The 23,301-nt window shown below is 61.1% G+C and carries 22 protein-coding genes, 1 pseudogene and 1 riboswitch; of the genes and pseudogenes, 11 read left to right on the top strand and 12 right to left on the bottom strand.

All coding sequences use genetic code 11. From position 1 onward, the window contains the following. Positions 1–51: 51 nt before the first annotated feature. Positions 52–636, top strand: a complete 585-nt coding sequence (locus M2400_RS09515; RefSeq protein ID WP_010170546.1) for a YajG family lipoprotein — start codon at positions 52–54, stop codon at positions 634–636. Positions 637–693: 57 nt separating this feature from the next. On the opposite strand, the gene M2400_RS09510 is transcribed toward M2400_RS09515, so the two are convergent. Continuing rightward, on the bottom strand, positions 694–903 hold the full coding sequence (locus M2400_RS09510) for a hypothetical protein (RefSeq protein ID WP_177043456.1): 210 nt from the start codon (positions 901–903) through the stop codon (positions 694–696). A gap of 181 nt (positions 904–1,084) precedes the next feature. Between M2400_RS09510 and M2400_RS09505 the strand changes: the two genes are divergently transcribed. Continuing rightward, positions 1,085–1,342, top strand: coding sequence for a hypothetical protein (locus M2400_RS09505; protein WP_177043457.1), 258 nt, complete (start codon positions 1,085–1,087; stop codon positions 1,340–1,342). A gap of 107 nt (positions 1,343–1,449) precedes the next feature. Here the strand turns inward: M2400_RS09505 and M2400_RS09500 are convergent, their stop codons facing one another. After that, complete coding sequence (locus tag M2400_RS09500) at positions 1,450–2,613, bottom strand: 1-acyl-sn-glycerol-3-phosphate acyltransferase (protein WP_259195840.1); 1,164 nt, start codon at positions 2,611–2,613, stop codon at positions 1,450–1,452. 144 nt (positions 2,614–2,757) lie between these two features. On the opposite strand from M2400_RS09500, the gene M2400_RS09495 reads away from it, so the two are divergent. The 3 genes from M2400_RS09495 to M2400_RS09485 are packed head-to-tail and all read left to right on the top strand — an operon-like array spanning position 2,758 to position 3,865. Beyond that, the gene (locus M2400_RS09495; RefSeq protein WP_177043459.1) at positions 2,758–2,937 is read left to right on the top strand and encodes a CPXCG motif-containing cysteine-rich protein; all 180 of its coding nucleotides are present in this window, start codon (positions 2,758–2,760) and stop codon (positions 2,935–2,937) included. 10 nt (positions 2,938–2,947) lie between these two features. Next, a complete protein-coding gene (locus M2400_RS09490) occupies positions 2,948–3,208 on the top strand; it encodes a putative signal transducing protein (protein ID WP_076014409.1) in 261 nt (86 codons plus the stop codon). Between the two features lie 36 nt (positions 3,209–3,244). Further along, positions 3,245–3,865: an SOS response-associated peptidase gene (locus M2400_RS09485; RefSeq protein ID WP_259195838.1), complete on the top strand. Its 621-nt coding sequence runs from the start codon at positions 3,245–3,247 to the stop codon at positions 3,863–3,865. Positions 3,866–3,995: 130 nt separating this feature from the next. On the opposite strand, the gene M2400_RS33530 is transcribed toward M2400_RS09485, so the two are convergent. Then, complete coding sequence (locus M2400_RS33530; RefSeq protein ID WP_405046169.1) at positions 3,996–4,739, bottom strand: methyl-accepting chemotaxis protein; 744 nt, start codon at positions 4,737–4,739, stop codon at positions 3,996–3,998. A 114-nt stretch (positions 4,740–4,853) separates the two neighbouring features. Beyond that, positions 4,854–5,054 (bottom strand): annotated as a pseudogene (locus tag M2400_RS33525) (HAMP domain-containing protein); the annotation flags it as partial. Positions 5,055–6,387: 1,333 nt separating this feature from the next. Between M2400_RS33525 and M2400_RS09475 the strand changes: the two are divergent. Further along, positions 6,388–7,206, top strand: a complete 819-nt coding sequence (locus tag M2400_RS09475) for a M48 family metallopeptidase (RefSeq protein ID WP_177043461.1) — start codon at positions 6,388–6,390, stop codon at positions 7,204–7,206. 160 nt (positions 7,207–7,366) lie between these two features. On the opposite strand, the gene M2400_RS09470 is transcribed toward M2400_RS09475, so the two are convergent. The 3 genes from M2400_RS09470 to M2400_RS09460 form a co-directional block, all read right to left on the bottom strand. Further along, positions 7,367–7,951, bottom strand: a complete 585-nt coding sequence (locus M2400_RS09470) for a TMEM165/GDT1 family protein (RefSeq protein ID WP_003216166.1) — start codon at positions 7,949–7,951, stop codon at positions 7,367–7,369. Between the two features lie 88 nt (positions 7,952–8,039). Continuing rightward, positions 8,040–8,159: riboswitch (yybP-ykoY riboswitch) on the bottom strand. A 51-nt stretch (positions 8,160–8,210) separates the two neighbouring features. Next, entirely contained in the window at positions 8,211–9,209 is a 999-nt protein-coding gene (locus M2400_RS09465; protein ID WP_259195836.1) for a class I SAM-dependent methyltransferase, read from the bottom strand. Between the two features lie 30 nt (positions 9,210–9,239). Then, on the bottom strand, positions 9,240–10,202 hold the full coding sequence (locus tag M2400_RS09460) for a 2-hydroxyacid dehydrogenase (protein WP_405046167.1): 963 nt from the start codon (positions 10,200–10,202) through the stop codon (positions 9,240–9,242). Positions 10,203–10,289: 87 nt separating this feature from the next. On the opposite strand from M2400_RS09460, the gene M2400_RS09455 reads away from it, so the two are divergent. The 5 genes from M2400_RS09455 (at position 10,290) to M2400_RS09435 (ending at position 19,370) form a co-directional block, all read left to right on the top strand. Continuing rightward, a complete protein-coding gene (locus M2400_RS09455) occupies positions 10,290–10,922 on the top strand; it encodes a LysE family translocator (protein WP_076014406.1) in 633 nt (210 codons plus the stop codon). A 131-nt stretch (positions 10,923–11,053) separates the two neighbouring features. Further along, positions 11,054–12,736 carry a fatty acid--CoA ligase gene (locus M2400_RS09450; protein WP_177043463.1) on the top strand — a complete coding sequence of 561 codons (1,683 nt, stop codon included), beginning with the start codon at positions 11,054–11,056 and terminating at the stop codon, positions 12,734–12,736. Between the two features lie 330 nt (positions 12,737–13,066). Then, complete coding sequence (locus M2400_RS09445) at positions 13,067–14,950, top strand: DUF1302 domain-containing protein (RefSeq protein WP_259195834.1); 1,884 nt, start codon at positions 13,067–13,069, stop codon at positions 14,948–14,950. A 43-nt stretch (positions 14,951–14,993) separates the two neighbouring features. Further along, positions 14,994–16,358, top strand: coding sequence for a DUF1329 domain-containing protein (locus tag M2400_RS09440; protein ID WP_177121596.1), 1,365 nt, complete (start codon positions 14,994–14,996; stop codon positions 16,356–16,358). A 282-nt stretch (positions 16,359–16,640) separates the two neighbouring features. Beyond that, entirely contained in the window at positions 16,641–19,370 is a 2,730-nt protein-coding gene (locus M2400_RS09435; RefSeq protein WP_259195833.1) for a LuxR C-terminal-related transcriptional regulator, read from the top strand. Between the two features lie 9 nt (positions 19,371–19,379). Here M2400_RS09435 and M2400_RS09430 read toward each other — a convergent pair whose 3' ends face one another. Genes M2400_RS09430 through M2400_RS09410 form a run of 5 tightly spaced genes read right to left on the bottom strand, consistent with a single transcriptional unit; the run spans position 19,380 to position 23,193 of the window. Then, positions 19,380–19,724, bottom strand: a complete 345-nt coding sequence (locus M2400_RS09430; RefSeq protein ID WP_177043467.1) for a hypothetical protein — start codon at positions 19,722–19,724, stop codon at positions 19,380–19,382. A gap of 23 nt (positions 19,725–19,747) precedes the next feature. Continuing rightward, the gene (locus tag M2400_RS09425) at positions 19,748–20,302 is read right to left on the bottom strand and encodes a membrane integrity-associated transporter subunit PqiC (protein ID WP_259195831.1); all 555 of its coding nucleotides are present in this window, start codon (positions 20,300–20,302) and stop codon (positions 19,748–19,750) included. 17 nt (positions 20,303–20,319) lie between these two features. After that, positions 20,320–21,975 carry an intermembrane transport protein PqiB gene (locus M2400_RS09420; protein WP_259195830.1) on the bottom strand — a complete coding sequence of 552 codons (1,656 nt, stop codon included), beginning with the start codon at positions 21,973–21,975 and terminating at the stop codon, positions 20,320–20,322. Further along, on the bottom strand, positions 21,956–22,600 hold the full coding sequence (locus tag M2400_RS09415; protein WP_177043470.1) for a paraquat-inducible protein A: 645 nt from the start codon (positions 22,598–22,600) through the stop codon (positions 21,956–21,958). Before M2400_RS09415 ends, M2400_RS09420 begins: the two co-directional genes overlap by 20 nt. Then, entirely contained in the window at positions 22,597–23,193 is a 597-nt protein-coding gene (locus M2400_RS09410) for a paraquat-inducible protein A (RefSeq protein WP_177043471.1), read from the bottom strand. Before M2400_RS09410 ends, M2400_RS09415 begins: the two co-directional genes overlap by 4 nt. Positions 23,194–23,301 lie beyond the last annotated feature (108 nt).

The raw sequence follows: 23,301 nt of genomic DNA, 5'->3' as shown, positions 1-23,301 counted from the left end.
GCTCGCCGTTATACTGGCGCCCTGTTTGCATCTAGTCCTGGAGAAATGAGTATGTTGCAACGCCTGTTGTTCGGTTTGATCACTGTGACCAGTTTGACCCTGGTTGGCTGCGCCCACAGCCCGCAACAACTCAGCCCGCAACCAAAAATCACCACTCAGTTGGCGCCAGTGGGCCATGGCCAGCCGGTGTCGGTGCGTGTGGTTGACGGGCGTCCGTCGCCGACCCTCGGCACCCGTGGCGGCCTGTACCCGGAAACCAGCGCCATCACGGTGACCGGTGCCGACGTGCTGCCCAAGCTGCAAGCCCAGGCCGAAGCGGCCGTGCGCCTGCTGGGCTTCACCCCGGCCAACTCGCCGGGTGCTCCACAACTGACCATTACCCTGGCCGAGCTGAAGTATCAGTCGCCCAAGGAAGGCCTGTACGTGACTGAAGCCACCATCGGCGCGACCTTCAAGTCCGACGTGACCGCCGGCACCCGTCGCTACAGCGGCCGCTACGGCGCATCCCTGGACCAGCGCTTCGGCATGGCGCCGAACCAGGAAACCAACACCAAGCTGGTGAGCGATGTGTTGAGCGATGCCCTGACGCGCCTGTTCAAGGACCCGAGCATCGGTTCGCTGCTCAGCTCGCAATAACCGCTCATAAAAAAACCGGGCTCATCACTGAGCCCGGTTTTTTTACGCCTGCAGTTTTCATGCAGCCGTTTCGACATAAAAGTCCAGCACACTCACACCGGTGAGCAAGTCCAGCTCCGGCAGGTCGGCATGCTGATGCCCGCCGAGGGCGCAATACACCAGCCAGTGGCGGTCCTGCACATTGAACGCGAGGCCGCCTACCAGCGCCTCTTGCTCATCGCTTTGGGCGATCAGATACAGCCGATCCTGGTTTTGCGCGTGCAACATGACAAGCTCCCGGGCTTTCGAAGGGCAACAGAGTGGCTTGTTAAGGTGACGTTCAGGTGACGTTGTAAATTACTGGATACATTATCCGTCAATGGGGAAGGAGCAATCAGGCGCAGGCGGCGCATATCATTCAGGTTTGTATCTGAACTGATACCAAGACACTGATACGTCGAGGTTTGCGATGTCGCTGACCGCACTACTGCTCAATTCCCTTGCCCTGCTGCTGGCGTGCCCGGCGGCCTGGCTGCTGTTTGTCACGCGCCTGCGTGAACAGCGCGCGATGGAAAGACTTGCCGCGCAAAGCGAACTGCGCGCCATTGATCAACCGATGCTGTTGCTGGATGTGCTGACGCAGCGTACCCATCGCCTGTTTTACCGGCTGGGGTTTGTCTGTCTTGGGCTGGCGTTGCTGGTGTCGTGGATCAGTACCCGATTGTAAGAGCACCCTAAAACAGATGTGGGAGCGGGCTGGCCCGCGATGGCAGTGAGTCAGCCGATAGATTCGGGGGCTGACACTCCGTCATCGCGGGCAAGCCCGCTCCCACATTACAGGGCGGTCCCCGCTTTAACCCGGTACTGATTCCTCACCGGCGTTGCGTATTGCAGCACCAGATACGGCCGATGCTCGGCCGGGCACGCATTCAAGCGCCGTTCCCATTCCGCTTTCGCCTTGGCCAGCTCATCCGCCGGGAATACCTCGGCGGCGGTCGGCACCTGCAATTGCGGGTCGGCATCGCTCCATTGGGCGTACGCCAGGTAATGCACCGGGAACAACCGATAACCGCCCAGGATCTGCCGGTCCATCTCGATCGCCAGCAGTTTGGTGTCTTCGAACGCCTCGGTGATCGGCGGCGCGAAGTTGACGTGCACCCGGCCCTTGTAGCCGGTGATGCCCAAGGCAATGCTCACGTCATCTTCCCCCGGCGCCTTGCTGTAGGTGCCGGTGGTAGCGCGGATGTACAGCTCGCGGGCCTTGGCGGCGTCGCACGGGTCGTATTCGTAGCTGATGGACACCGGCGTCAGGTTCAGTGACTGGATAACCTCGGCGAACGGCTCGTCCTTGCGGCTCATGTGGAACATCTTGAGGATCGCCGACTCAGTGCGGTCATCCCCATCCTTGGCACGGCCTTCGGCCTGGGCGATCCAGATCGACTGGCAGTCGTTGCGAATCGAATGGTTGATGTAGGCCGACAGCAACTGATAAGCGGCCATCTTCTCTCTGCGCCCGGTAATCGAGCGGTGCACGATAAAACTCTTGTTCAGGCGCATCAGGTCGCTGACAAACGGCTTTTGCAGCAGGTTGTCGCCGATGGCGATGCGTGGCGTCGGCAGGCCGGCGTGGTACACGGCGTAGTTGACGAACGCCGGGTCCATTACGATGTCACGGTGGTTGGCCAGGAACAGGTAGGCGCTGCCGGACTTGAATTGCTCCACGCCGGTATAGGTCACGCCGTCGGTCGCGCGCTCGATGGTGTGGTCGACGTAAAACTCGACTTTGTCCTGCAGCGTGGCCACGGTGGTGACGCCGGCGAACTCACGGCGCAGTTTATGAGCGATCATCGGCTTGAGCAGCCAGCCAAAGGCGCCGGCAAAGCGCGGGAAGCGAAAGTGGGTCAGGATGTCCAGAAAGGCCTTGTCACTGAACAGTCGGGCCAGCACTGCCGGGACTTCGCTGTCGTTGTAAGGTCGGATGGTATCGAATTCGCCCATCATGCTCTCTTGTTAGAAACGGCTAGGGTAAGTAAAGGTTTGGAACAATAAATATCAGGGCGTGGTCCGGGCAATTGGCCGGGACGAAAAATAGCCCTGTAAATAGACCGGCGATTATACGCACAAGTCACCTGGGAGACCGCGATGGAAGAGGAGTCGTACGAATGTCCTTATTGTGGAGAGATAGTCACGGCGTTACTGGATCTGTCCGGAGGCGATCAGCAATACATTGAAGACTGCCCGGTATGCTGCCGGCCCATTACCTTCATCCTGCAGATTCACGGCGATGAATGGATGCTCGAAGTGCGCAGCGAGAACGAATAAAGGTACGCCCATGCAGCGAATCTACGAGCCCGAAAACCTGATGGAAGGTGAGCTGCTGCAAGGCATGCTCGAAAGCGAGGGCGTCACTGCGCACCTGGTGGGGCGCGATTTGCTCGGCGGCACTGGCGAACTGCCGATCTACGGCCTGCTGGCGCTGGCGGTGGAGAACGACCAGGCCGCCTACGCCCGTGAGTTGATCACCGCCTACAACGGGGCCCAACCGGTGCCCGGGGATGAACCCGACAGCTTCCCCGACGTGTTGGTCTGTTAGGCTGTCGGCCAGTTTCTCCAAGAGTCGTGTTGCCCCATGTGTGGACGTTATGCCCTGTTTCGCTGGAACCCCGCGTTTGCTGCCTTGCCGGGCTTTCCGGCCGACCAGCAGGCCCAGTGGAATATTTCCCCCAATGATTCGGTGCTGATCCAGCGCCTGAGCGACGGCCAGCACACCCTCGCGCGGGCGCGCTGGGGCCTGACGCCGCCCTGGTTGACTGATCTTTCCCGCACCCCGGCCCACGCCCGGGCCGAAACCCTGGCGGAGCAACCGATGTTTCGCGAGGCCTTTCGCCAGCGTCGCTGCCTGTTGCCGGCCAACGGGTTCTACGAATGGCGCGGCACTCAACGCAAGCGCCCTTACTGGTTGACGCCGGGGGAGGGCAGCACGCTGTTCTTTGCGGCGATCTGGGAAGCGTACCCGGTGCAGGAGCAGGTGTGGCTGAGTACCGCAGTGGTGACCCAGGCCGCGCAGAGTCAGCGTCGGCCGTTGATTCTGGATGCGGCGGGGCAGGCAGCCTGGCTGAATCCAGAGACACCGCTGCACACCTTGCAGGCGTTGCTGGCCAGTGAGCCCACCGCGTTGCGCGAGCGGGTGCTGGCCAATATGGTCAACGATCCGAAGCTCAATGGGCCGGAGTGTCTGACGCCGGTTTAAGCCTGCAGGTTTGTGCTGGGGTTTAGGGCCCTATCGCAGGCAAGCCAGCTCCCACCTTTGACCTGTGAATACATTCAAAGTGTGGGAGCTGGCTTGCCTGCGATGAGGCCCTGAACTTCACCCAATAACCTCAGACCTTGAACTGATTGATCAACCGCCGCTGCTGCTCCGCCAGCTTGGTCAAGTCCGCACTGGCCGCGCTCGACTCATCCGCCCCGCCCGCCACTTCGTTGGCCACTTGCCCGATATTGATCACGTTACGGTTGATGTCCTCGGCCACCGCGCTCTGCTCCTCGGCGGCGCTGGCGATCTGGGTGTTCATGTCGTTGATCAGCGACACCGCCTGGGTAATGGTCTCCAGCGCCTGGGCCGCCTTGGCCGCGTGTTGCACGCTTTCATCGGTGCGGCTCTGGCTGTCCTCCATCACCCGCACCACGTCGCGCGTGCCTTGCTGCAGTTGCTGGATCATGGTCTGGATTTCTTCGGTGGCCTTCTGAGTCTTCTGCGCCAGGTTGCGCACCTCATCCGCCACCACCGCGAATCCACGCCCCTGCTCACCGGCCCGCGCCGCTTCGATGGCTGCGTTGAGCGCCAGCAGGTTGGTCTGCTCGGCAATCCCGCGAATCGCCGTGAGGATGGCGTTGATGTTCTCGCTGTCCTTGGCCAGCGCCTGCACCACACCGACCGCCTTGCCGATTTCCTGGGCGAGGGCGCCGATGGAGGTGGAGGTGTCGCGCACGATCTGCATGCCCTGGCTCGCCGCCTGGTCGGCGTGGCTGGCGGCTTGGGCGGCCTGGGTGGCATTGCGCGCCACATCCTGGGCGGTGGCCGTCATCTCGTGCACGGCGGTGGCCACCTGGTCGATCTCGACCATTTGCTTGTGCACGCCCTGGTTGGTGCGAATCGCGATGTCGGCGGTGTGTTCCGACGAGTCGCTGACCTTCTGCACCGAACTCACCACCTGGGTGATCATCCCCTGCAACTTGGCCAGGAATGTATTGAAGCCACTGGCAATCGCTCCCAGTTCGTCGGCGCGATCACTGGTCAGGCGCCGGGTCAGGTCGCCTTCGCCCTGGGCGATGTCATTGAGCATCGCCACCATTTGCTTGAGCGGCCGGGCGATGCCGTGGCCCACCAGCCAGATCACCAGCAAGCCGATGCCGGCAATCAGCAGCCCGGCCACGGCCATGCCGAAAATATCGGTTTTGCGCTGGGCGTCGAGGTCGTGTTGCATGGCCTGCAAGTCGGCCATGACTGCGCTCAGGGGCAGTTGCAGCATCAGGGTCCAGCGGGCGTCGGTCTGGCCGATGTTGAACGGCAGGAACAGCTCGATATGCCCGTGTTCCTTGTCCACGTCGTAGCGCACTTCGCCGACCTTCAGCTGGCTGAGGTTGGCGAGTTCGTTGCTGTCGAGCAGGTCGCTGGCTTTTTCCCCCAGCTTGCTGGCGTCCTGGGTGTAGGCCACCAGGCGACCGTTGCTGGAAATCAGCGCCAGTTCACCGGCGCCGTTGTACAAATTCTGATCAGCCTTGGTGAGCATTTCCTGGATGAAGTTCACCGACAGGTCGGCACCGACGATGCCCTGGAAGGTGCCGTCGATCATGATCGGTTCGATAAACGAGGCGAGCATTACCATCGCGTTGCCCACTTTGTAGGGGGCCGGGTCGATGGCGCAGGGCTTTTTGCTTTCCTTGGAGCACAGGTAGTACTCACTGGCGCGCACGCCGGTGGACAGGATGGTCTGGTCGGCCACGTCGGCAAGTTTATCCAGGCCCAGGCTGCCGTCGGCATTGCGGAACCACCAGGGCAGGAAGCGGCCGTTGGTTTCGACGCCGACTACCGGGCTGTTCACATAGGCGGCGTCGTTGTGGTCGATGGCGTTGGCTTCCCAGCCGATATAGGCACCGAGAATCTTAGGGTTGCGCACCACGGTTTCGTGGATCAGGTTGATCAGTTGTTCCCGGGAGACCGCCAGTTGCGGGTTGCCATTGGCGTCTTTCATGCCCATCAGGGCGTTGGCGGTGGCCAGGCCCTTGGCCGTTACCAGCGGCGCTTCCAGTTCACGCTGGATCAGCGTCGCCTGGGTTTGCGCCAGCGCGGTCAGGCGTTGTTCGATGATCTGTTCGAATTGCCCCTGGGTGCGTTCCTGCACCATCTCCTGGGTGCGCGCTCCCGCGAACAAGGCGTACAGCACCAACACCGCGACCACGCTCAGGACAATGGCCCCGGCCAGTGCCGCGACAGAAAATTGAATCGACTTGAACTTCATGACGGCTCCGGGCGCAGGGGGAGGTTGGCTGCTTTTTTATATCGGCCGCGAGCGGGGGAGGCATTAGGGTCATACCCTCAAAATGACTGCGCCGGATCGGCGAATGTCGCAAATGGAAAGGTCGCCGGCGGTTTATGAATTTTTTGCGGCAGTGTGGGATGTATCTGAAAATAGGCGGCTACACGTCTGTTGTATCTGGCGTCGATACAATTGGCCGACTACGATACGCGCCATGTTTTCAGGGAGCAGGTTGATGAAAAAGACAGTAGCGGTATGTGCATTGGGCGCGGCGGTATTGCTCGCCGGTTGCCAGTCGGTCAACACCACCAGCGGCGGCGCCGTGGGGGTTGAGCGCAAGCAGTACATGTTCAGCATGTTGTCGAGCCAGGAAGTCGACCAGATGTATGCGCAGTCCTACCAGCAGACCTTGGGTGAAGCCAGCGGCAAAGGCCTGGTGGACAAGACCAGCGCCAACGCCAAGCGCGTGCAGGCGATTGCCAACCGCTTGATCGCCCAGGCGCCTACTTTCCGGCCGGATGCGGCGCAATGGAAGTGGGAGGTGAACCTGATCAAAAGTGACGAGATGAACGCCAACTGCGGGCCTGGCGGCAAAATCTTCGTGTACAGCGCGCTGATCGATAACCTCAAGCTGACCGACGATGAACTCGCCGCCGTGATGGGCCATGAAATTGCCCACGCCTTGCGTGAGCACGGTCGCGAAGCCATGTCCAAGGCTTACGGTATCGAGATGGCGAAGCAGGGGGCCGGTGCCTTGTTCGGCCTGGGTCAGGACAGCATGGCGTTGGCCGATACCGTGGCCAACTACGGCATGACCTTGCCCAACAGCCGCAGCAATGAAAACGAAGCGGACCTGATCGGCCTGGAGTTGTCGGCACGCGCGGGTTACAACCCGAACGCGGCGATTACCCTGTGGAACAAAATGGCCAAGGCCTCGGAAGGCTCGCCACCTGAGTTCATGAGCACTCACCCGGCTTCCGACAGCCGGATCGCCTCGTTGCAGGCGGCGATTCCGAAGGTGATGCCGTTGTATCAGCAGGCCAAAAAGTCCTGATTTATAAGGCTGAAATGCAAATCTGAATGTGGGAGCCCGGCCTGTGTGGGAGCCGGGCTTGCCCGCGATGCAGGCACCTCGGTGTGTCAGTTGCACCGAGGTGATGCTATCGCAGGCAAGCCAGCTCCCACAAAAGCCCAGCCCTCACATGGGGTCGTGTCTAGATCCAGCCACTGCTCTGCATGGCCTTGTACACCGCAACGATTGCCAGGATGAAAAACGCCGTAGCCGCCAAGCGACGAATCAGCGTCAGCGGCAGTTTGTCCGCCGCAAAATTCCCCGCCAGCACCACCGGTACGTTGGCAATCAACATCCCTAAGGTAGTACCGATAATCACCAGCCACAGTTCCGGGTATTGCGCCGCGAGCATCACGGTAGCGATCTGGGTCTTGTCGCCGATTTCCGCGAGGAAGAACGCAATCAGCGTGGTCAGGAACGGCCCGAACTTGCGGGAAGTACTGGCTTCGTCATCGTCGAGTTTGTCGGGTACCAGGGTCCAGAGTGCCGTGGCGCAGAAGCTCGCCGCGAGGATCCAGTGCAACACCGCATCCGAGAAGAAACTCCCGAACCAGGCCCCCACGGCACCGGCCGCCGCATGGTTGGCCAGGGTCGCGGCAACGATGCCGGCGATGATCGGCCAGGGTTTGCGAAAGCGTGCAGCGAGAATGAGTGCGAGCAGTTGCGTCTTGTCGCCAATTTCGGCCAAGGCAACGATTGCGGTAGGGACGAGCAGAGAATCCAGCATCAGGTAAGTTCCAGGGGCGGGTCGACACGGCTATGACACGTACAGCCTTCCCGCCCCGGGTAAGGTGTTCGTGTCATAGGTCTTGTCAAACCCCGGTCCGTCTGTGCGGACTCCTGGGTCGCATACGCCATGGCCTGTTGACCAAGTATGTTGACGTATGCCGGACGAGCGTGGCGCTCGTGGGAGACTACTCCCCTAGGACGGAGCGGATTCTGCCTAGGCAAAATCCATTCGGCAAGCCTTCTTTTGGAAAAAGATTTCAGCCGCGCTTGGCACGGTAAATGCGAAAACCCTGGCCTTCTGCCTTGATTGCGCACACGCCCAGATGCTCTTCGATAAGCGGTTGATACTTCAGGAAGCTATTCGCAACCAGGCGCAGTTCGCCGCCTTTTGCCAGATGTTTGGCTGCTTTTCGCAGCAAGTTTTCCGTGGCGAAATAATCGGTGTGCACCCCGACATGGAACGGCGGGTTGCTCAGAATTGTATTCAGATTCATCGGCGCAGCGTCGATGCCATCACCGGTCAACACCTCGGCTTCCAGACCATTGGCGGCCAATGTCAGGCGACTGCTGGCGGCGGCAAAGGCATCCACGTCGAGCATCGTGACCGTGTTATGCGGATAACGACGCTTGACCGCCGCTCCGAGTACACCCGCCCCACAGCCGAAATCCAGCAAGTGGCCGCTCGGCAGCTTGTCCAGATGTTCCAGCAACAGTGCGGTACCGCGATCCAGCCGACCGTGACTGAATACGCCCGGCAGGCTCACGACTTTTATCGCCCCTTCGGCCAGCGGCACCTCGAACACCTGTGCCAGGCTTTCCAGCTCTACCGGTTCAGGGGCGTTGGCCACCGTTACCAGCCACAGCTGGCAGTGCCGCGCATTGTCGAGCTTGCGCGGTTTGCCGAACGGGTTCAGTTGCTTGGCCGCGCTTTCGATGCCGCCTTTCTTTTCCCCCACCAGGTACAGCTCTTTGCCGGGCAAGCGCGCCGCCACGGCATTGAGCAGGTAGTCAGTGAGGTCCTTGGACTTGGGCAGGAACACCACCGCCGTCTCGAACGAACGCTCGGGCACGTTCACGCCGAACTGGCTGCGCTCGGCAAAACGTGCGTCCAGTGCGGCCTGGTCGCCGGCGTGCCAGCTCCAGCCATGGGCATTGGGCAGGCGACCCAGCAGGTCGTCGGCGGGCAAGCCCACCAGCAGCACGTCGCCTTGAAAAAGTTCGGCCTGACGAAGCAGTACTTCACTGCGCGGATCCATGGTCTGCTCCTTGAAAAGGGGCGCAGTTTATCAACTGACGACCCGCAGCGGGGCGCCGCTGAAAAAGCCCTGGGCGTTTTCGATCAATTGGCCGACGATCCGCTGCCGCGCTTCGCGGCTGCCCCAGGCGTTGTGTGGCGTGACGATCAGGCGCGGGATGTCGCCGGCCAGCAGCGGGTTGCCGTTGACCGGCGGTTCCACGCTCAATACGTCGGTCGCCGCGCCGCCCAGATGACCACTGCGCAAGGCATCAGCCAGTGCCTGTTCGTTGATCAAACCACCGCGGGCGGTGTTGACGATAAACGCGCCGGGCTTGAGCAGCGCCAGTTCGCGGGCACCGATAAAATCGCGGGTGTGTTCGTTGAGCGGGCAGTGCAAGGTCAGCGCGTCGACTTGCGCCAGCAACTCGTCCAGCGGCACGCGATCGGCACGGGCAGGGCGTCCCGGGATGGCGCCGAGGATCACCCGCATGCCAAACGCTTCAGCCAGGCGCGCAACGGCACCGCCCAATTCCCCATGGCCCAGCAGGCCCAGGGTTTTGCCTTCCAGTTCGACGATCGGATAGTCCAGCAGGCAGAACTGCTTGGCTTGTTGCCAGAGCCCAGCGTTTACATCCCGCTGATAGTCGTTCAGGCGTGTCGCCAGGTTGAGCAGCAGCATGATCGTGTGCTGCGCCACCGACGGCGTGCCGTAACCCTGGCAATTGCTCACGGTAACGCCGTGGGCGCGGGCGGCGGCGAGGTCGACGTTATTGGTGCCGGTGGCGGTGACCAGGATCAGCTTCAGTTCGGGGCAGGCCGCCAGGGTCTCTGCATTCAGCGCGATCTTGTTGCTGATGGCCACCTGTGCGCCTTGCAGGCGTTCTACAACGTTCTGCGGGGTGGTCTGCTGGTGCAGGCTCAGTTCGCTGAAGGTGGCCCGCAACCCGCTGAGGTCCAGGTCCCCGAGGTCCAGGGAAGGGTGATCAAGGAAGACGGCGCGACGATTGTTCATTATCAACTGTACCTTTTGCGACGAGGTTCGAAGGCGTAATCTGCCGAGCCTATCAGATGAAATAATCAGTTACTTCCTGGAGTGTGCATGTACCTCACCGAGTTCTTGACCGTGGCACTGATTCACCTGTTGGCGGTGGCCAGCCCTGGCCCGGATTTCGCCGTGGTGGTGCGTGAAAGCGTGACCCATGGCCGACGTGCCGGCACCTGGACGGCACTGGGCGTCGGCTCGGCGATTTTCCTGCACGTGGGGTATTCGCTGCTGGGCATCGGCCTGATCGTGTCCCAGTCCATCGTGTTGTTCAACGCGCTGAAGTGGGCGGCGGCGGCCTACCTGCTGTACATCGGCTTCAAGGCCTTGCGCGCCCAGCCGGCCAAGCCGGCCAGTGAAGAAGACCTGCACCTTGAAGTGGGCGAGCGCACCGCGCGCGGCGCTTTTACGTCGGGATTTGTCACCAACGGCTTGAACCCCAAGGCCACGTTGTTCTTCCTGTCGCTGTTTACCGTGGTGATCAATCCCCACACGCCGCTGGCGGTCCAGGCCGGTTACGGCGTGTACCTGGCCGTGGCTACCGCGATCTGGTTCTGCCTGGTGGCCATGCTGTTCAGCCAGCAGCGCGTACGCGCCGGTTTTGCACGCATGGGCCACTGGTTCGACCGCACCATGGGCGCGGTGCTGATTGCTATCGGGGTGAAGTTGGCGTTTACCAGCATGAAATAAGCCGGATGCTGGCGCAAAGCTAGCATTCATTGGGTTCTGCAAATCATTCCTTTGGCTGATTTGGCTGAAACATAAGCGCTCTACAGTGCAGATGTTTCAGCCAAGACCGTGCAGTCAGATAAGGGATTCGTATGTTGCAGACTCGTGTTATCCCGCCCGCCGAAGGCGCCTACCAATACCCGCTGTTGATCAAACGCCTGTTGATGTCCGGGACACGCTACGAGAAGACCCGGGAAATCGTCTACCGCGACCAGTTGCGTTATACCTATCCGACCCTGATCGAGCGCGTCGCCCGCCTGGCCAATGTGCTGACCGAAGCCGGGGTCAAGGCCGGTGATACCGTGGCCGTGATGGACTGGGACAGCCATCGTTACCTGGAATGCATGTTCGCCATCCCGATGATCGGCGCGGTGATCCATACCATCAACGTGCGCCTGTCGCCGGAACAGATTCTCTACACCATGAACCACGCCCAGGACCGCTTTGTGCTGGTCAACAGTGAGTTTGTGGGCCTCTACCAGGCCATCGCCGGCCACCTGACTACCGTCGAGAAAACCCTGCTGCTGACCGACGGCGCGGAAAAAACCGCCGAGCTGCCCAACCTCGTGGGTGAGTACGAAACGTTACTGGCGGCGGCAAGCCCGCGGTATGACTTCCAGGATTTCGACGAAAACTCCGTCGCCACCACCTTCTACACCACTGGCACTACGGGCAATCCCAAAGGCGTGTATTTCACCCATCGTCAACTGGTGCTGCACACCATGGGTGTGGCGACCATCATGGGCAGCGTCGACAGCGTGCGCCTGCTGGGCACCAACGACGTCTACATGCCGATCACCCCGATGTTCCATGTGCACGCCTGGGGCCTGCCGTATGTGGCTACCATGCTTGGCCTGAAGCAGGTCTATCCCGGTCGCTACGACCCCGAATACCTGGTGGAGCTGTGGCGCAAGGAGAAGGTCACGTTCTCCCATTGCGTGCCCACCATCCTGCAGATGGTGCTTAACGCCAAGGCCGGCCAGGGCGTGGATTTCAAAGGCTGGAAAATCGTCATCGGCGGCAGCGCCCTCAATCGTTCGCTGTATGAAGCGTCCAAGGCCCGCGGGATTCAGCTGACGGCCGCGTACGGCATGTCCGAGACCGGGCCGTTGGTATCTTGCGCGCACCTCAATGAAGAGTTGATGGCCGGCACCGAAGACGAACGCACCACCTACCGCATCAAGGCCGGCGTGCCCGGGCCGTTGGTGGAGGCGGCGATCATCGACGGCGACGGCAACTTCCTGCCGGCCGACGGTGAGTCCCAGGGCGAGTTGGTACTGCGTGCCCCGTGGCTCAGCGAAGGCTATTTCAACGAGCCCGAAAAGGGCGCGGAGCTGTGGGCGGGCGGCTGGATGCACACCGGTGACGTGGCCACCCTCGACGCCTTTGGCGTGATCGATATCCGCGACCGCATCAAGGACGTGATCAAGACCGGCGGCGAGTGGATATCCTCCCTGGCGCTGGAAGACCTAGTCAGCCGCCACCCGGCGGTACGCGAAGTAGCGGTGGTGGGGATTGCCGATCCGCAGTGGGGCGAGCGCCCGTTTGCATTGCTGGTGGTGCGTGATGGCCATGTGATAGGGGCCAAGGAGCTGAAGGAGCATCTCAAGCCGTTCGTGGAACTGGGCCACTTGAGCAAATGGGCGATTCCAAGCCAGATCGCCGTTGTTACGGAAATTCCCAAGACCAGCGTCGGCAAGCTCGACAAAAAACGTATCCGTGTCGACATCATTGAATGGCAGGCCAACAACAGCACCTTCCTTTCGACACTCTGACGCCGCTTGCCGTGCCCTCTCGGGCACGGCAGCGCTCTAGTTCAAGCCTTCACTTGTGATTTGCCAATTTTCAGCCATCCTTCTCGCGCTGGCCTTCGCCAGCATGGCGAAAGGACTGTGGCAGACGGGTTGGTGATGCAAATCACACTTTAGAGGGATCAAGCGGTACCCCCTGCTGGCTATAGTCCATCCCAGAGTTTTTCAAGGTGCGGTGCTGTGAGCCTGGCGGGTTCATGTGTTCACCCGGCATTGGAATCGTTGTATTCCGGCCGTTACAAGCCCTTAGAAACGACTCACTGCCATAACAATAATGCACATGGAGTAGCGTCGATGATCTCAGCACACCAGTTCTGGCGCCGGGCGAAACTGCCTTTGGCCGTCAGCCTCGCCTCTACGCTCGCCGGGCCTGCATTCGGCGTCAGTTTCAACATCGGTGAAATCGAAGGCAGCTTTGACTCGTCCCTGTCGGTCGGGGCCAGTTGGTCGACGGCGGGTCGCAACAAAGACCTGATTGGCGTCAACAACGGCGGCAAGGGGTTGTCGCAAACCTCTGATGACGGTCACCTGAACTTCGACAAGGGCGACTCCTTCTCGAAGATCTTCAAGGGTATCCATGACCTCGAGTTGAAATACGGCGACACCGGCGTGTTTGTCCGGGGCAAGTACTGGTATGACTTCAAGCTCAAAGACGACGACCTCGACTTCAAGAACATCAGCGACAACAACCGCCCGACAGGCGCCCGCTCCTCCGGCGGGCAGATTCTCGACGCCTTCGTCTACCACAACTACGCGATTGGCGATGAGCCGGGTTCCGTGCGGTTGGGCAAGCAGGTCGTGAGCTGGGGCGAGAGCACCTTCATTGGTGGCGGTATCAACGCCATCAACCCGATCGACGTGGCCGCGTTCCGTCGCCCGGGGGCCGAGATCAAGGAAGGCCTGATTCCGGTCAACATGTTCTACCTGTCTCAGACCTTGACCGACAACCTGTCGGCCGAAGGCTTTTATCAGATTGGTTGGGACAAGACCGTTACGGACAACTGCGGCACATTTTTCTCGCAGCCAGACATTGTTACCACCGGCTGTAACGACAACTTGCGGGTGCTGAACAAGCGCTCGACGATTCCGGTTCCAGGGCTCACGTTGCCGCTGCTCGCAAGAAACGGGGTAGATGTAAACAACGAGGGTGTACTGGTACGCCGTGGACCGAACGACAATGCACGGGATAGCGGCCAGTTTGGTGTGGCCCTGCACTACAACTTTGAGCCGCTTGATACCGAGTTCGGCGCGTATTTCATGAACTATCACAGCCGTGCACCGATATTCAGTGCACATGGTGCTCCGCAGTCGGTTTATGACGGCATCAGGGCGGGTGGGCTAGGACCTTTTGGTGCGCTTGCGCCGTTGGTTGTGGCGGGGAACTCCAACTACTTTATTGATTACCCTGAAGACATTCGTCTCTACGGTTTGAGTTTCTCCACCACCTTGCCTACCGGTACGGCGTGGAGCGGTGAATTGAGCTATCGGCCGAATGCGCCGGTGCAGTTGAACTCTACCGACATCCTGTATGCCGGCGTGGTGCCTTTGGGCGGGCCGCTGCTGGGCAACGCCTCGCTGTTGAAAGGGGTTCCGGGGCAGGACCTGGATGGCTACCGCCGCAAAGAAATCACCCAACTGCAAACCACGTTCACCCACTTCTTCGACCAGGTCATGGGCGCCAGCCGCCTGACGCTGGTGGGCGAAGTCGGCATGACCTATGTAGGTGGTTTGGAGAGCAAGTCCAAAGTTCGCTATGGACGTGATCCGGTGTTCGGCCCAGGTACTCTGCCTAACGGCGCGTGCCCTGCGCTCAACAACTCCACTGCCCAGGGCGCTGGCCTGCCTAACGCCAATGGCCTGAATACCAATTGCAACAATGACGGCTTCACCACGGCGACTTCCTGGGGCTACCGCGGCCGGGCGATCTGGGAATACCCGGACGTCTTTGCCGGTGTAAACCTCAAGCCCAACGTCGCCTGGTCCCATGACGTCAAAGGTTACTCACCTGGCCCTGGCGGCAACTTCGAGGAAGGCCGCAAGGCGGTCAGCCTCGGACTGGATGCTGAATACCAGAACACCTACACCGCGAGTCTGAACTACACCAACTTCTTCGGTGGTGACTTCAGCACCGTGGACGACCGCGACTTTGTAGCCTTAAGCGTTGGCGTGAACTTCTAAGCACACTCTCTTTAAGCAGTATGTTTTAAGGAAGAACCAGAACATGAAAATAACTAAAAATCTGTTGCAGGTGGGTGTGCTGGGGCTGTCGATCATGGCGAGCAGCGTCATGGCGGCAGTCTCGGCGGATGAAGCCGCCAAACTCGGTACGACCCTGACCCCGATGGGCGCTGAAATGGCCGGCAACGCGGCCGGCACCATCCCTAAATGGTCGCCATTGCCAACCAACGCCGGAGCCGTGGATGCCCGTGGCTTCCTGGCCAACCCGTACGCCAGTGAACAACCGCAGTTCACCATCACCGCGCAGAACGTCGAGCAGTACAAGGACAAACTGGCCCCGGGGCAGTACGCGATGTTCAAGCGCTACCCGGACACCTTCAAGATGCCGGTCTACCCGACCCATCGCGGCGCCACCGTGCCGGCTGATGTGTTTGCCGCCATCAAGAAAAACGCCACCAACACCAACCTGGTGTCCGGCGGCAACGGCCTGGAGAACTTCGAAACCGCCGTACCGTTCCCGATTCCGAAAAGCGGCGTGGAAGTCATCTGGAACCACATCACCCGCTATCGCGGCGGCAGCGTGACCCGCCTGGTGACCCAGGCCACGCCGCAGACCAACGGCTCGTTCAGCCTGGTGTACTTCCGCGACCAGTTCGTGTTCCGCGACAAGATGAAGGACTACGACCCGAAAAACCCGGGCAACATCCTGTTCTACTTCAAACAGCAAGTGACCGCGCCGGCACGTCTGGCCGGGGGTGTGCTGCTGGTGCACGAAACCCTCGACCAGGTGAAAGAACCTCGTTCGGCGTGGGTTTACAACGCCGGCCAGCGCCGTGTGCGCCGGGCGCCGCAAGTGTCGTATGACGGCCCGGGTACCGCCGCCGACGGCCTGCGTACCTCCGACAACCTCGACATGTTCAACGGTGCACCGGACCGCTACGACTGGAAACTGGAAGGCAAGAAGGAACTGTACATCGCCGAAAACAGCTACAAGCTCGATGATCCGAAGCTCAAGTATGTCGACATCATCAAGGCCGGCCACATCAACCAGGACCTGGCTCGCTATGAGCTGCGTCGTGTGTGGCATGTGGTTGCAACCCTGAAGGAAGGCCAGCGCCACATCTACGCCAAGCGTGACTTCTTCATCGACGAAGACACCTGGCAAGCCGCGGTCATCGACCACTACGACGGTCGTGGCCAACTGTGGCGCGTGGCTGAAGCCCATGCCGAGAACTACTACGACAAGCAAGTACCGTGGTACGCCCTCGAAACCCTCTACGACCTGCAGTCCGGCCGCTACCTGGCACTGGGCATGAAGAACGAAGAGAAACAGGCCTATGACTTCGGCTTCACCGCCACCACCAGCGACTTCACCCCGGCGGCCCTGCGCCAGGATGGTGTTCGCTAACGTGCTGTAAACGAGGCCGCATCCTCGAATGTGGGAGCCGGGCTTGCCCGCGATGGCGGTGTGTCAGTCAACGGATGTATCGACTGACACACCGCCATCGCGGGCAAGCCCGGCTCCCACCTTTTATTTGGGGCGTTTGGAATATTTGAGCCAGGTCCGCCGGATATTTTTTGTTGTAGTCTTTTTCAGACATTTGTTGCAAAGATCTACAAAGCTGCCGCTTTTACCGCTAGTCTGCGGACATCTGCAATGCCGACAACAGCCTTCTACAAGAGCCCGGCGATGACTGATCTGTCCCGAATTCAAGGGCCTGCCAGCGCGGTAATTCCGACCCTGGAAGGTCGCTTCTATCGACCCCCACTGCCTGACGGCTATGTGTTGCGACCGCGCCTGTGCGAACGGCTGAGTGAAGGGTTGGCCGGGCGTCTGTTGCTGGTCAGCGCGCCGGCCGGGTTCGGCAAGAGTTCGCTGGCGGTGGAGTTCTGCCAGAGCCTGCCGGCCCACTGGCAAAGCCTGTGGTTGGGGCTCAGCCCCCGCGATAACGATCCGGGACGTTTCCTTGAGCGCCTGCTCGACGGCTTGCAGCAATACTTTCCGCAGTTGGGCGCCCAGTCCCTGGGCTTGCTGAAAATGCGCCAGCGGCATCAACCCTTTGCGTTTGAAGAGTGGCTCGACGGCCTGCTGGATGAACTGACGGTGCACCTGTCCACCCAGTCGCCGCTGTTGCTGGTGCTGGACGACTATCATCTGGCGCAAGGCCCGGTACTCGATCGCTGCCTGCAATTTTTCCTCAATCATCTGCCCGACGGCCTGCTGGTGCTGGTCACCAGCCGCCAGCGCCCGGACTGGCACCTGGCGCGCCTGCGCTTGTCCCGGCATTTGCTGGAACTGCACGAGCAGGATTTGCGCCTGACCCACGGCGAATCCCTGGCCCTGCTGGACCGCCACAGCAGTTCACTGCGTGGCGAAGCCCTGGATAACCTGATCCGGCGCAGTGAAGGCTGGGTGGCTGGCCTGCGTTTCTGGCTGCTGGCGGCTTCCGAGGCCGGCAGCGAAGGCACGTTGCCCCAGGGTTTGCACGGCGGGGAAGGGCTGATCCGCGATTACCTTTTGGAAGAGGTCATCGACTGCCTGCCCCCTGAAGTCCAGGCGTTTCTCTACGACACCGCCTCCCAGGAGCGCTTTTGCAGCGAACTGTGCGACGCCGTGCGCGAAGCCCACGACAGCACGGAAATCCTGCGCTACCTGCAAGCCCATCAGGTATTCCTGGTGCCGCTGGATGAGCAGGGCCATTGGTACCGTTATCACCATCTGTTTTCCGACCTGCTGCGCACCCGTCGTGCGAGCAATGCCGTATTGCCGGCGGCCAGCCTGCACCTGCGGGCCTGCCGCTGGTTCAATGCTCAGGGCTTGATCGACGAGGCGGTGGAGCAGGCGCTGCGTGCGGGCCACCTGGATGTGGCGGCAAACCTGGTACAGAACCTTTCCGAAGAACAGCTGCTGGCGGAGCAAAACGTCGGCATGCTGCTGCGCTGGAAAATGGACTTGCCCGACAGCCTGTTGATGAGCACGCCACGCCTGATCGTGCTCTACAGCTGGGCCTTGGGGCTTGCCTGCCAACTGGACGCTGCGCAGGAACTGGCCAGCCACCTCAGCCGATTCTTGCCGGCGCCTTCGGCCACCGCGCAAAAGTCGATGCTGGCCCAGTGGCTGGCCCTCAGCGGGATCATCGCCCGGGGCCGTGGCGATCGAGAGCGGACCCAGTTGTATTGCAGCGAAGCCCTGGAAAGCCTGCCCCACAAGCGTTATGGCCAGCGGTTGATGTGCCTGTCGACCCTGTCCAACCTGGCCATCGTCGATGCCGACCTGTGGCGCGCCCGTGGCCTGAATCGCGAATCCCTGGAACTGGCGCAGCGGGTCGGCAATCCGTTGTTCGAGGCATTGGCCCATTACGACCGCGCACGGGTGCTGCAGGCCCGCGGCGAGATCCTGCGTTCCCTGGATGAAGTGCGCCAGGGCCTGCAACGCTTGCAAGGCCTGGCGCCGCAAAGGCTGTACGCCGTGCGTGCCCGCCTGGCGTTGTATGAAGGTTACCTGCTGCTGATGCGCTGCCAGCCCGAGGCCGGGCTGGCTCGCCTGCGCGCCGGGTTGACCGAGGCGCGGGCCTGCCGGGATATCAGCGTGCTGATCGGCCATTGCGTGATCGCCAGCTTCGAAGGGCGCCGTGGCGATTTCCCCATGGCCTTTGCCGAGCTGGCCGAGGCTGAGCGCTTGATGCACATCTGGGACGTGCCGCCGATTTTCTACCTGGCGATGATCACCCTGGTCAAATGCGAGCTGTGGCTGGCCCAGGGCCGCACCGACTTGGCCGACGCCTGGCTGACGCGCCTGGGGCAAACCTATAACGGCGAACACGCTGCTGCCGCGCCGGAGTTTCACCCGCACCTGCCGCAACATATCGAGCTGCAGCAGGCGGCGCTTGAAGCCATCCGTCATCAACCGGCGGCCTCGCTGCAACGGCTCGACGAGCTGGCTCGCCAGGCCCATAACAGCGGCCGGCAGATGATCAGTCTCATGGCGTTGACCCAGCAGGCATTGCTATTGCTGGACGGTGGCCAGGAAACGCTGGCCCGTGCGGTGTTCGTCCGGGCGCTTGAAGCCGCGGCCGGTGGCGCGATGCAACCTTTCCAGCGCCTGCTGGAGCGGTATCCGGACTGGACACGGGAGCAGCTTTCGCGCGATCCCCATGGCCTGCTGAACCAGAGCCTGCTGGCACTCTTGCCGCAAGTGGCGGTGATTGAAAACCCCCACACCCTTGAGACCCTGAGCACCCGCGAGCTGGCGGTGCTGCACCTGATTGCCCAAGGCTGCTCGAACCAGGAAATCAGCAATCAGCTGTTCATCTCCCTGCACACCGTGAAAACCCACGCCAGCCATATCAACAGCAAGCTGGGAGTGGAACGGCGCACCCAGGCAGTGGCACGGGCCCAGGAAATGGGATTGTTGGGTTAGGCGCCTCGATCAATGGGATCGAAAACCCCAGACGATTTCCACCACGCGTTCCGCCACCATCACATACACCAGAATAAGCAGCAGTTGCAGGACCAAGTGATAACGAAGCTTGGCGAGCCTGCGGATTCCGTCGCTGACATTCAGCACCATCAGCGCGCTTGAAACCACGATCAAGCCCCATCCGGCCACACTGGACGCCAGGAAGCCGAGGAACAGCTCATGTTTCCCGGCCAGTGCATTGGTACCTGCGGCAAACAGCAACGCACACACCAGCAGGTTCTTCACGTTATCGAAGACCTGGGTGCTGAAATCATTTTCCAGCAACTGCAAATACCACTTCCAGAATGTGCGCATGTCTCAATCCCTTGGATCAATGTTTACTGCGCTGCAGGGCATTCACTCGATGACGTGTCGGCGACCTGGCTGAGCAGTGCGGCAAACCGTTTGACGTTGTTTTGTTGTGCAATCACCAGGTCATCAATGGTCGGCCCCGAGGGCGACTGCACCACCGTACGGCACGTCAGCGGCGTGCGTTCATCGGTGCCCGTCTGGCGAAGTCGCCATTTGACGTCGAGCAGGGCGTACTGCCCGGGGATCGAGTCAAAGCGCTGCACTTCAATGCGCACCGCGAGGTTTTTCCGGTGACTGGCAAGTTGATCCACCAGCGCGCTGCGCAACTCATCCACCAGGCTGGCGGCCCACCATTGCGTCTCAAGGATGGCCACGCCGCTGTCGCCCTGGCGGATGACAATCTGCGGTCGGTCGACCTGGGGCGGCACGGTGATGCTTTCAATGCGAATCTCACCCCCTGCGGCCAGTGACGCCGTGCTGCGCTGCACCGGGGTCAGGGTGTGAAATTGAATCGGCTCGCTGCGGCACGCCGCAAGCAGCAGCAACCCGGTGATCAGCGTGATCTTCAGCGGGAAAGCCATGGTGGTTGCTCCTGTGGTCATTTGCGCGGCGGCCCTTGCAGGTCTGATGGCGCAGCGTTGTCGGGGCGACCGCGAATCAGCGATTCGGGATGGCGTGCCAGGTAATCCGAGAGCTCTCGCAGGGAGCGCGACATGCGGCTCAGTTCATCCAGGGTCTGGGTCAACTGTTCCCGTTGCGGGGAATCCTCGGCCAGGGTCGAACTGGCGGACTGCAAGGTTTTACTCACATCGGCCAGGGTGTTCTGCACGCTCGGCAGTGTCTTCGCGTTGAACTGGCCCAGGCCTTTACGCAGTTCCACCAGGCTGCCGTCGAGGTTGCCGGCAATTCGCTCGATGGGCAGTTGGTTGATCTTGTTGACGATGCCTTCGAGTTTTTCCTGCAGTTGCTCCAGGTTGCCGGGAATGGTCGGAATACTCACGGGGCGCTGGTTCGGGTCGAACACGACTTTGTCTGCCTTCGGGAAGAAGTCCAGGGCGATGTAAAGCTGGCCGGTGAGCAGGTTGCCGCTGCGGGCCTGGGCGCGCAGGCCGTGCTCGATGAAGCTGCCCATCAGGCGCACGCCGCCGGCTTCGTCGTTGGGGTCATGCTTCAAGACGGTGAGCATTTTGGTGTTGGCTTCGCCGAGGCGCTGTGGGTAGATCACGATGCCGACGTTGACCGGGAAGCTGCGTTTTTTCTCGTCGAAATCCAGGTTGATCGATACCACCTTGCCGAACTCGATTCCCAGGAACTCCACCGGCGCGCCCACCGTGAGCCCGCGCAAGGCCTGATCGAAACGCAGGTTCAGGTATTGCGCCTTGCCATTGGGCGGGGCCAGCGCGGTTTGCTGGTCGGCGAACAGTTCGTAGGAGTGTTCTTCATCGGCCGGCTTGTCGTTGGGGCTGTAGGGCGGGGCGATGAAGGCGATGCCGCCTACCAGCATCGAGGACAAGGATTCGGTTTTCAGTGCAAACCCGTTGGCGCCTACACTCACGTCGATCCCGCTGGCGTTCCAGAAACGAGTGTTCTCGGTGACGTAGGCGTCATTCGGTGCGTGTACGAACACGTCGATGTTCACGCCTTTGCCGTCGGCGTCCAGGGCATAGGCCACCACCTGGCCAACCGGGATCTTGCGGTAATAGACGGGGGAGCCGATATCCAGTGAGCCCAAGTCCTGGGTATGCAGTGTGAAGCGCTTGCCAGGCTCGCCATAGGTAATGGGCGGCGGGTTTTCCAGGCCGGTGAACTGGTTGGCGCGGGAATCGGACTGGCCGATGTCGGCACCGATGTAATCCCCGGAGAGCAGCGTGTCGATGCCGGAAACGCCCCCTGCGCCGATACGCGGGCGAACCACCCAGAACTGCGAATCTTCACGGGTGAAGCTTTCGGCCTGTTTGGACAGTTTGATGGTGGCGTTGACGCTTTTCTGGTCGTCGCTCAACTCCACGTCAGTCACCTGGCCGATCACCACGTTGCGGTATTTGACGTCGGTCTTGTTGGCGGTCAGGCCGCTGCCGGTCTTGAAGGTAATGGTAATGCTCGGCCCCTGCTGAAGGATGCTGTGCACCACCAGCGAAATGCCCACCAGCACCGCGACAATCGGCACGATCCACACCAGCGACACGCTGAAGCGCCGCGTCTTGATCGCGGGTTGGCCCGCAGGCCGCGGTTTGTCAGTGGTTTGCGACGCCATCCGGCATCTCCTCGTTGTGTGGGTTTTCCCAGATCAGGCGCGGGTCGAAACTCATTGCCGACAGCATGGTAAATACCACCACCAGGCCAAAGAATAAAATCCCCAGGCGCGGCTCGATGGTGCCCAGGGCCTGGAACCGCACCAGGGCGGCTACCAGCGCCACCACGATCACATCCAGCATCGACCAATAGCCGATGACCTCGACGAAACGAAACAGCTTCGAGCGCTCCTTGCGTGCCCACTGGTTATTGCGTTGCACGCTGACCAGCAGCAGCGTCAGCGCCACGAACTTGATACCCGGCACCGCGATGCTGGCGATGAAAATGATCAGGGCGATGTCCCATGCGCCGTGCTGCCAGAACTCCAGCACGCCACTCATGATGGTGCTGTCGGCGCCCGAGCCGAGCATGGTGGTGTTCATCACGGGCAGCAAATTGGCGGGCACGTAAAACGCCAGCGCCGTGAGCATGTAGGCCCAGGTGCGGGTCAGCGAATGGGTCTTGCGCCGATGCAGCGGCGCGCCGCAACGCTCGCATTCGTCAGGGCTCTCGCTGACGTCGCAGGCCTGGCCGCAGCTGTGGCACAGGCACAGGTTCAGCTCGCTGGCGGTTGGTGGACGGCTCATAGAATGTCCCACAGGTCGCGAATATCACGCCCGGCAATGCGGATCAGCAACAGGCTGAGGGCGGCCAGGGCAAACAGTCCGGTGCCGGGCAATACATCCAGCATGCCCGCGAGTTTGAACACCGCCACCATGGCGCCGAGCAGGCAGACTTCCAGCATGCTCCAGGGGCGCAGGGCTTCCAGCCAGCGCATGCACAGCTTGAACGCTGGCGAGCGCTGGCCTTTCATCGCGAAGCTCAACACCCAGATCAACAGCAGCAGTTGGAATACCGGCGCGATGATGATGGAAATCGCGGCCACCAGCGCGATGAAGGTAATCGGGCCCTGGGCCAGCGCCACCACTGAATCCCATAAGGTCGCGCTGCTTTTCAGGCCTTGCAGGCTGATGCTCATCACCGGGTAAAAGTTGGCAAAAACCCACAGCACGGCGGCGGTCAGGGTCAGGGCCAGGCGTTGTTCCACCGAAAGCCCGTTGTAGCGCTGGAGCACGCCCGCGCAGCGGGTGCAGAGGGTCTTCTGATGTTTGGCGAGCGTGACTTTTTCATACACGCAATCGCAGTGTTCGCAGATGATCAATGGGCTGAGGGTCGCCATGAGTCCCACTCCAAGCGCTCTAGGTTGCGCGTTGTATGACGGGCGCCAGAGTAGCTTAGCAGTTGGCGGGTTTGATACTCGTGCGCTTTCGGATCGGGCGCATCGTCG

Origin of the sequence: Pseudomonas sp. BIGb0558 (assembly GCF_024807515.1) — a bacterium.
GTDB classification, from domain to species: Bacteria; Pseudomonadota; Gammaproteobacteria; order Pseudomonadales; family Pseudomonadaceae; genus Aquipseudomonas; species Aquipseudomonas yamanorum_A.
The sequence above is the reverse complement of the archived record's forward strand: the minus strand, read 5'-3'. Positions and strand labels throughout refer to the sequence as shown.

Coding starts and splice junctions, on each gene's coding strand:
- M2400_RS09485 (WP_259195838.1), top strand. CDS start 3,245: ATGTGTGGACGTTATGCCCTGTTTCGCTGGAACCCCGCGTTTGCTGCC.
- M2400_RS09515 (WP_010170546.1), top strand. CDS start 52: ATGTTGCAACGCCTGTTGTTCGGTTTGATCACTGTGACCAGTTTGACC.
- M2400_RS09500 (WP_259195840.1), bottom strand. CDS start 2,613: ATGGGCGAATTCGATACCATCCGACCTTACAACGACAGCGAAGTCCCG.
- M2400_RS09470 (WP_003216166.1), bottom strand. CDS start 7,951: ATGCTGGATTCTCTGCTCGTCCCTACCGCAATCGTTGCCTTGGCCGAA.
- M2400_RS09495 (WP_177043459.1), top strand. CDS start 2,758: ATGGAAGAGGAGTCGTACGAATGTCCTTATTGTGGAGAGATAGTCACG.
- M2400_RS09415 (WP_177043470.1), bottom strand. CDS start 22,600: ATGAGCCGTCCACCAACCGCCAGCGAGCTGAACCTGTGCCTGTGCCAC.
- M2400_RS09450 (WP_177043463.1), top strand. CDS start 11,054: ATGTTGCAGACTCGTGTTATCCCGCCCGCCGAAGGCGCCTACCAATAC.
- M2400_RS09455 (WP_076014406.1), top strand. CDS start 10,290: ATGTACCTCACCGAGTTCTTGACCGTGGCACTGATTCACCTGTTGGCG.
- M2400_RS09475 (WP_177043461.1), top strand. CDS start 6,388: ATGAAAAAGACAGTAGCGGTATGTGCATTGGGCGCGGCGGTATTGCTC.
- M2400_RS09460 (WP_405046167.1), bottom strand. CDS start 10,202: ATGAACAATCGTCGCGCCGTCTTCCTTGATCACCCTTCCCTGGACCTC.
- M2400_RS09430 (WP_177043467.1), bottom strand. CDS start 19,724: ATGCGCACATTCTGGAAGTGGTATTTGCAGTTGCTGGAAAATGATTTC.
- M2400_RS09425 (WP_259195831.1), bottom strand. CDS start 20,302: ATGGCTTTCCCGCTGAAGATCACGCTGATCACCGGGTTGCTGCTGCTT.
- M2400_RS09435 (WP_259195833.1), top strand. CDS start 16,641: ATGACTGATCTGTCCCGAATTCAAGGGCCTGCCAGCGCGGTAATTCCG.
- M2400_RS09440 (WP_177121596.1), top strand. CDS start 14,994: ATGAAAATAACTAAAAATCTGTTGCAGGTGGGTGTGCTGGGGCTGTCG.
- M2400_RS09465 (WP_259195836.1), bottom strand. CDS start 9,209: ATGGATCCGCGCAGTGAAGTACTGCTTCGTCAGGCCGAACTTTTTCAA.
- M2400_RS09420 (WP_259195830.1), bottom strand. CDS start 21,975: ATGGCGTCGCAAACCACTGACAAACCGCGGCCTGCGGGCCAACCCGCG.
- M2400_RS09490 (WP_076014409.1), top strand. CDS start 2,948: ATGCAGCGAATCTACGAGCCCGAAAACCTGATGGAAGGTGAGCTGCTG.
- M2400_RS09510 (WP_177043456.1), bottom strand. CDS start 903: ATGTTGCACGCGCAAAACCAGGATCGGCTGTATCTGATCGCCCAAAGC.
- M2400_RS33530 (WP_405046169.1), bottom strand. CDS start 4,739: ATGGTCGAGATCGACCAGGTGGCCACCGCCGTGCACGAGATGACGGCC.
- M2400_RS09505 (WP_177043457.1), top strand. CDS start 1,085: ATGTCGCTGACCGCACTACTGCTCAATTCCCTTGCCCTGCTGCTGGCG.
- M2400_RS09445 (WP_259195834.1), top strand. CDS start 13,067: ATGATCTCAGCACACCAGTTCTGGCGCCGGGCGAAACTGCCTTTGGCC.
- M2400_RS09410 (WP_177043471.1), bottom strand. CDS start 23,193: ATGGCGACCCTCAGCCCATTGATCATCTGCGAACACTGCGATTGCGTG.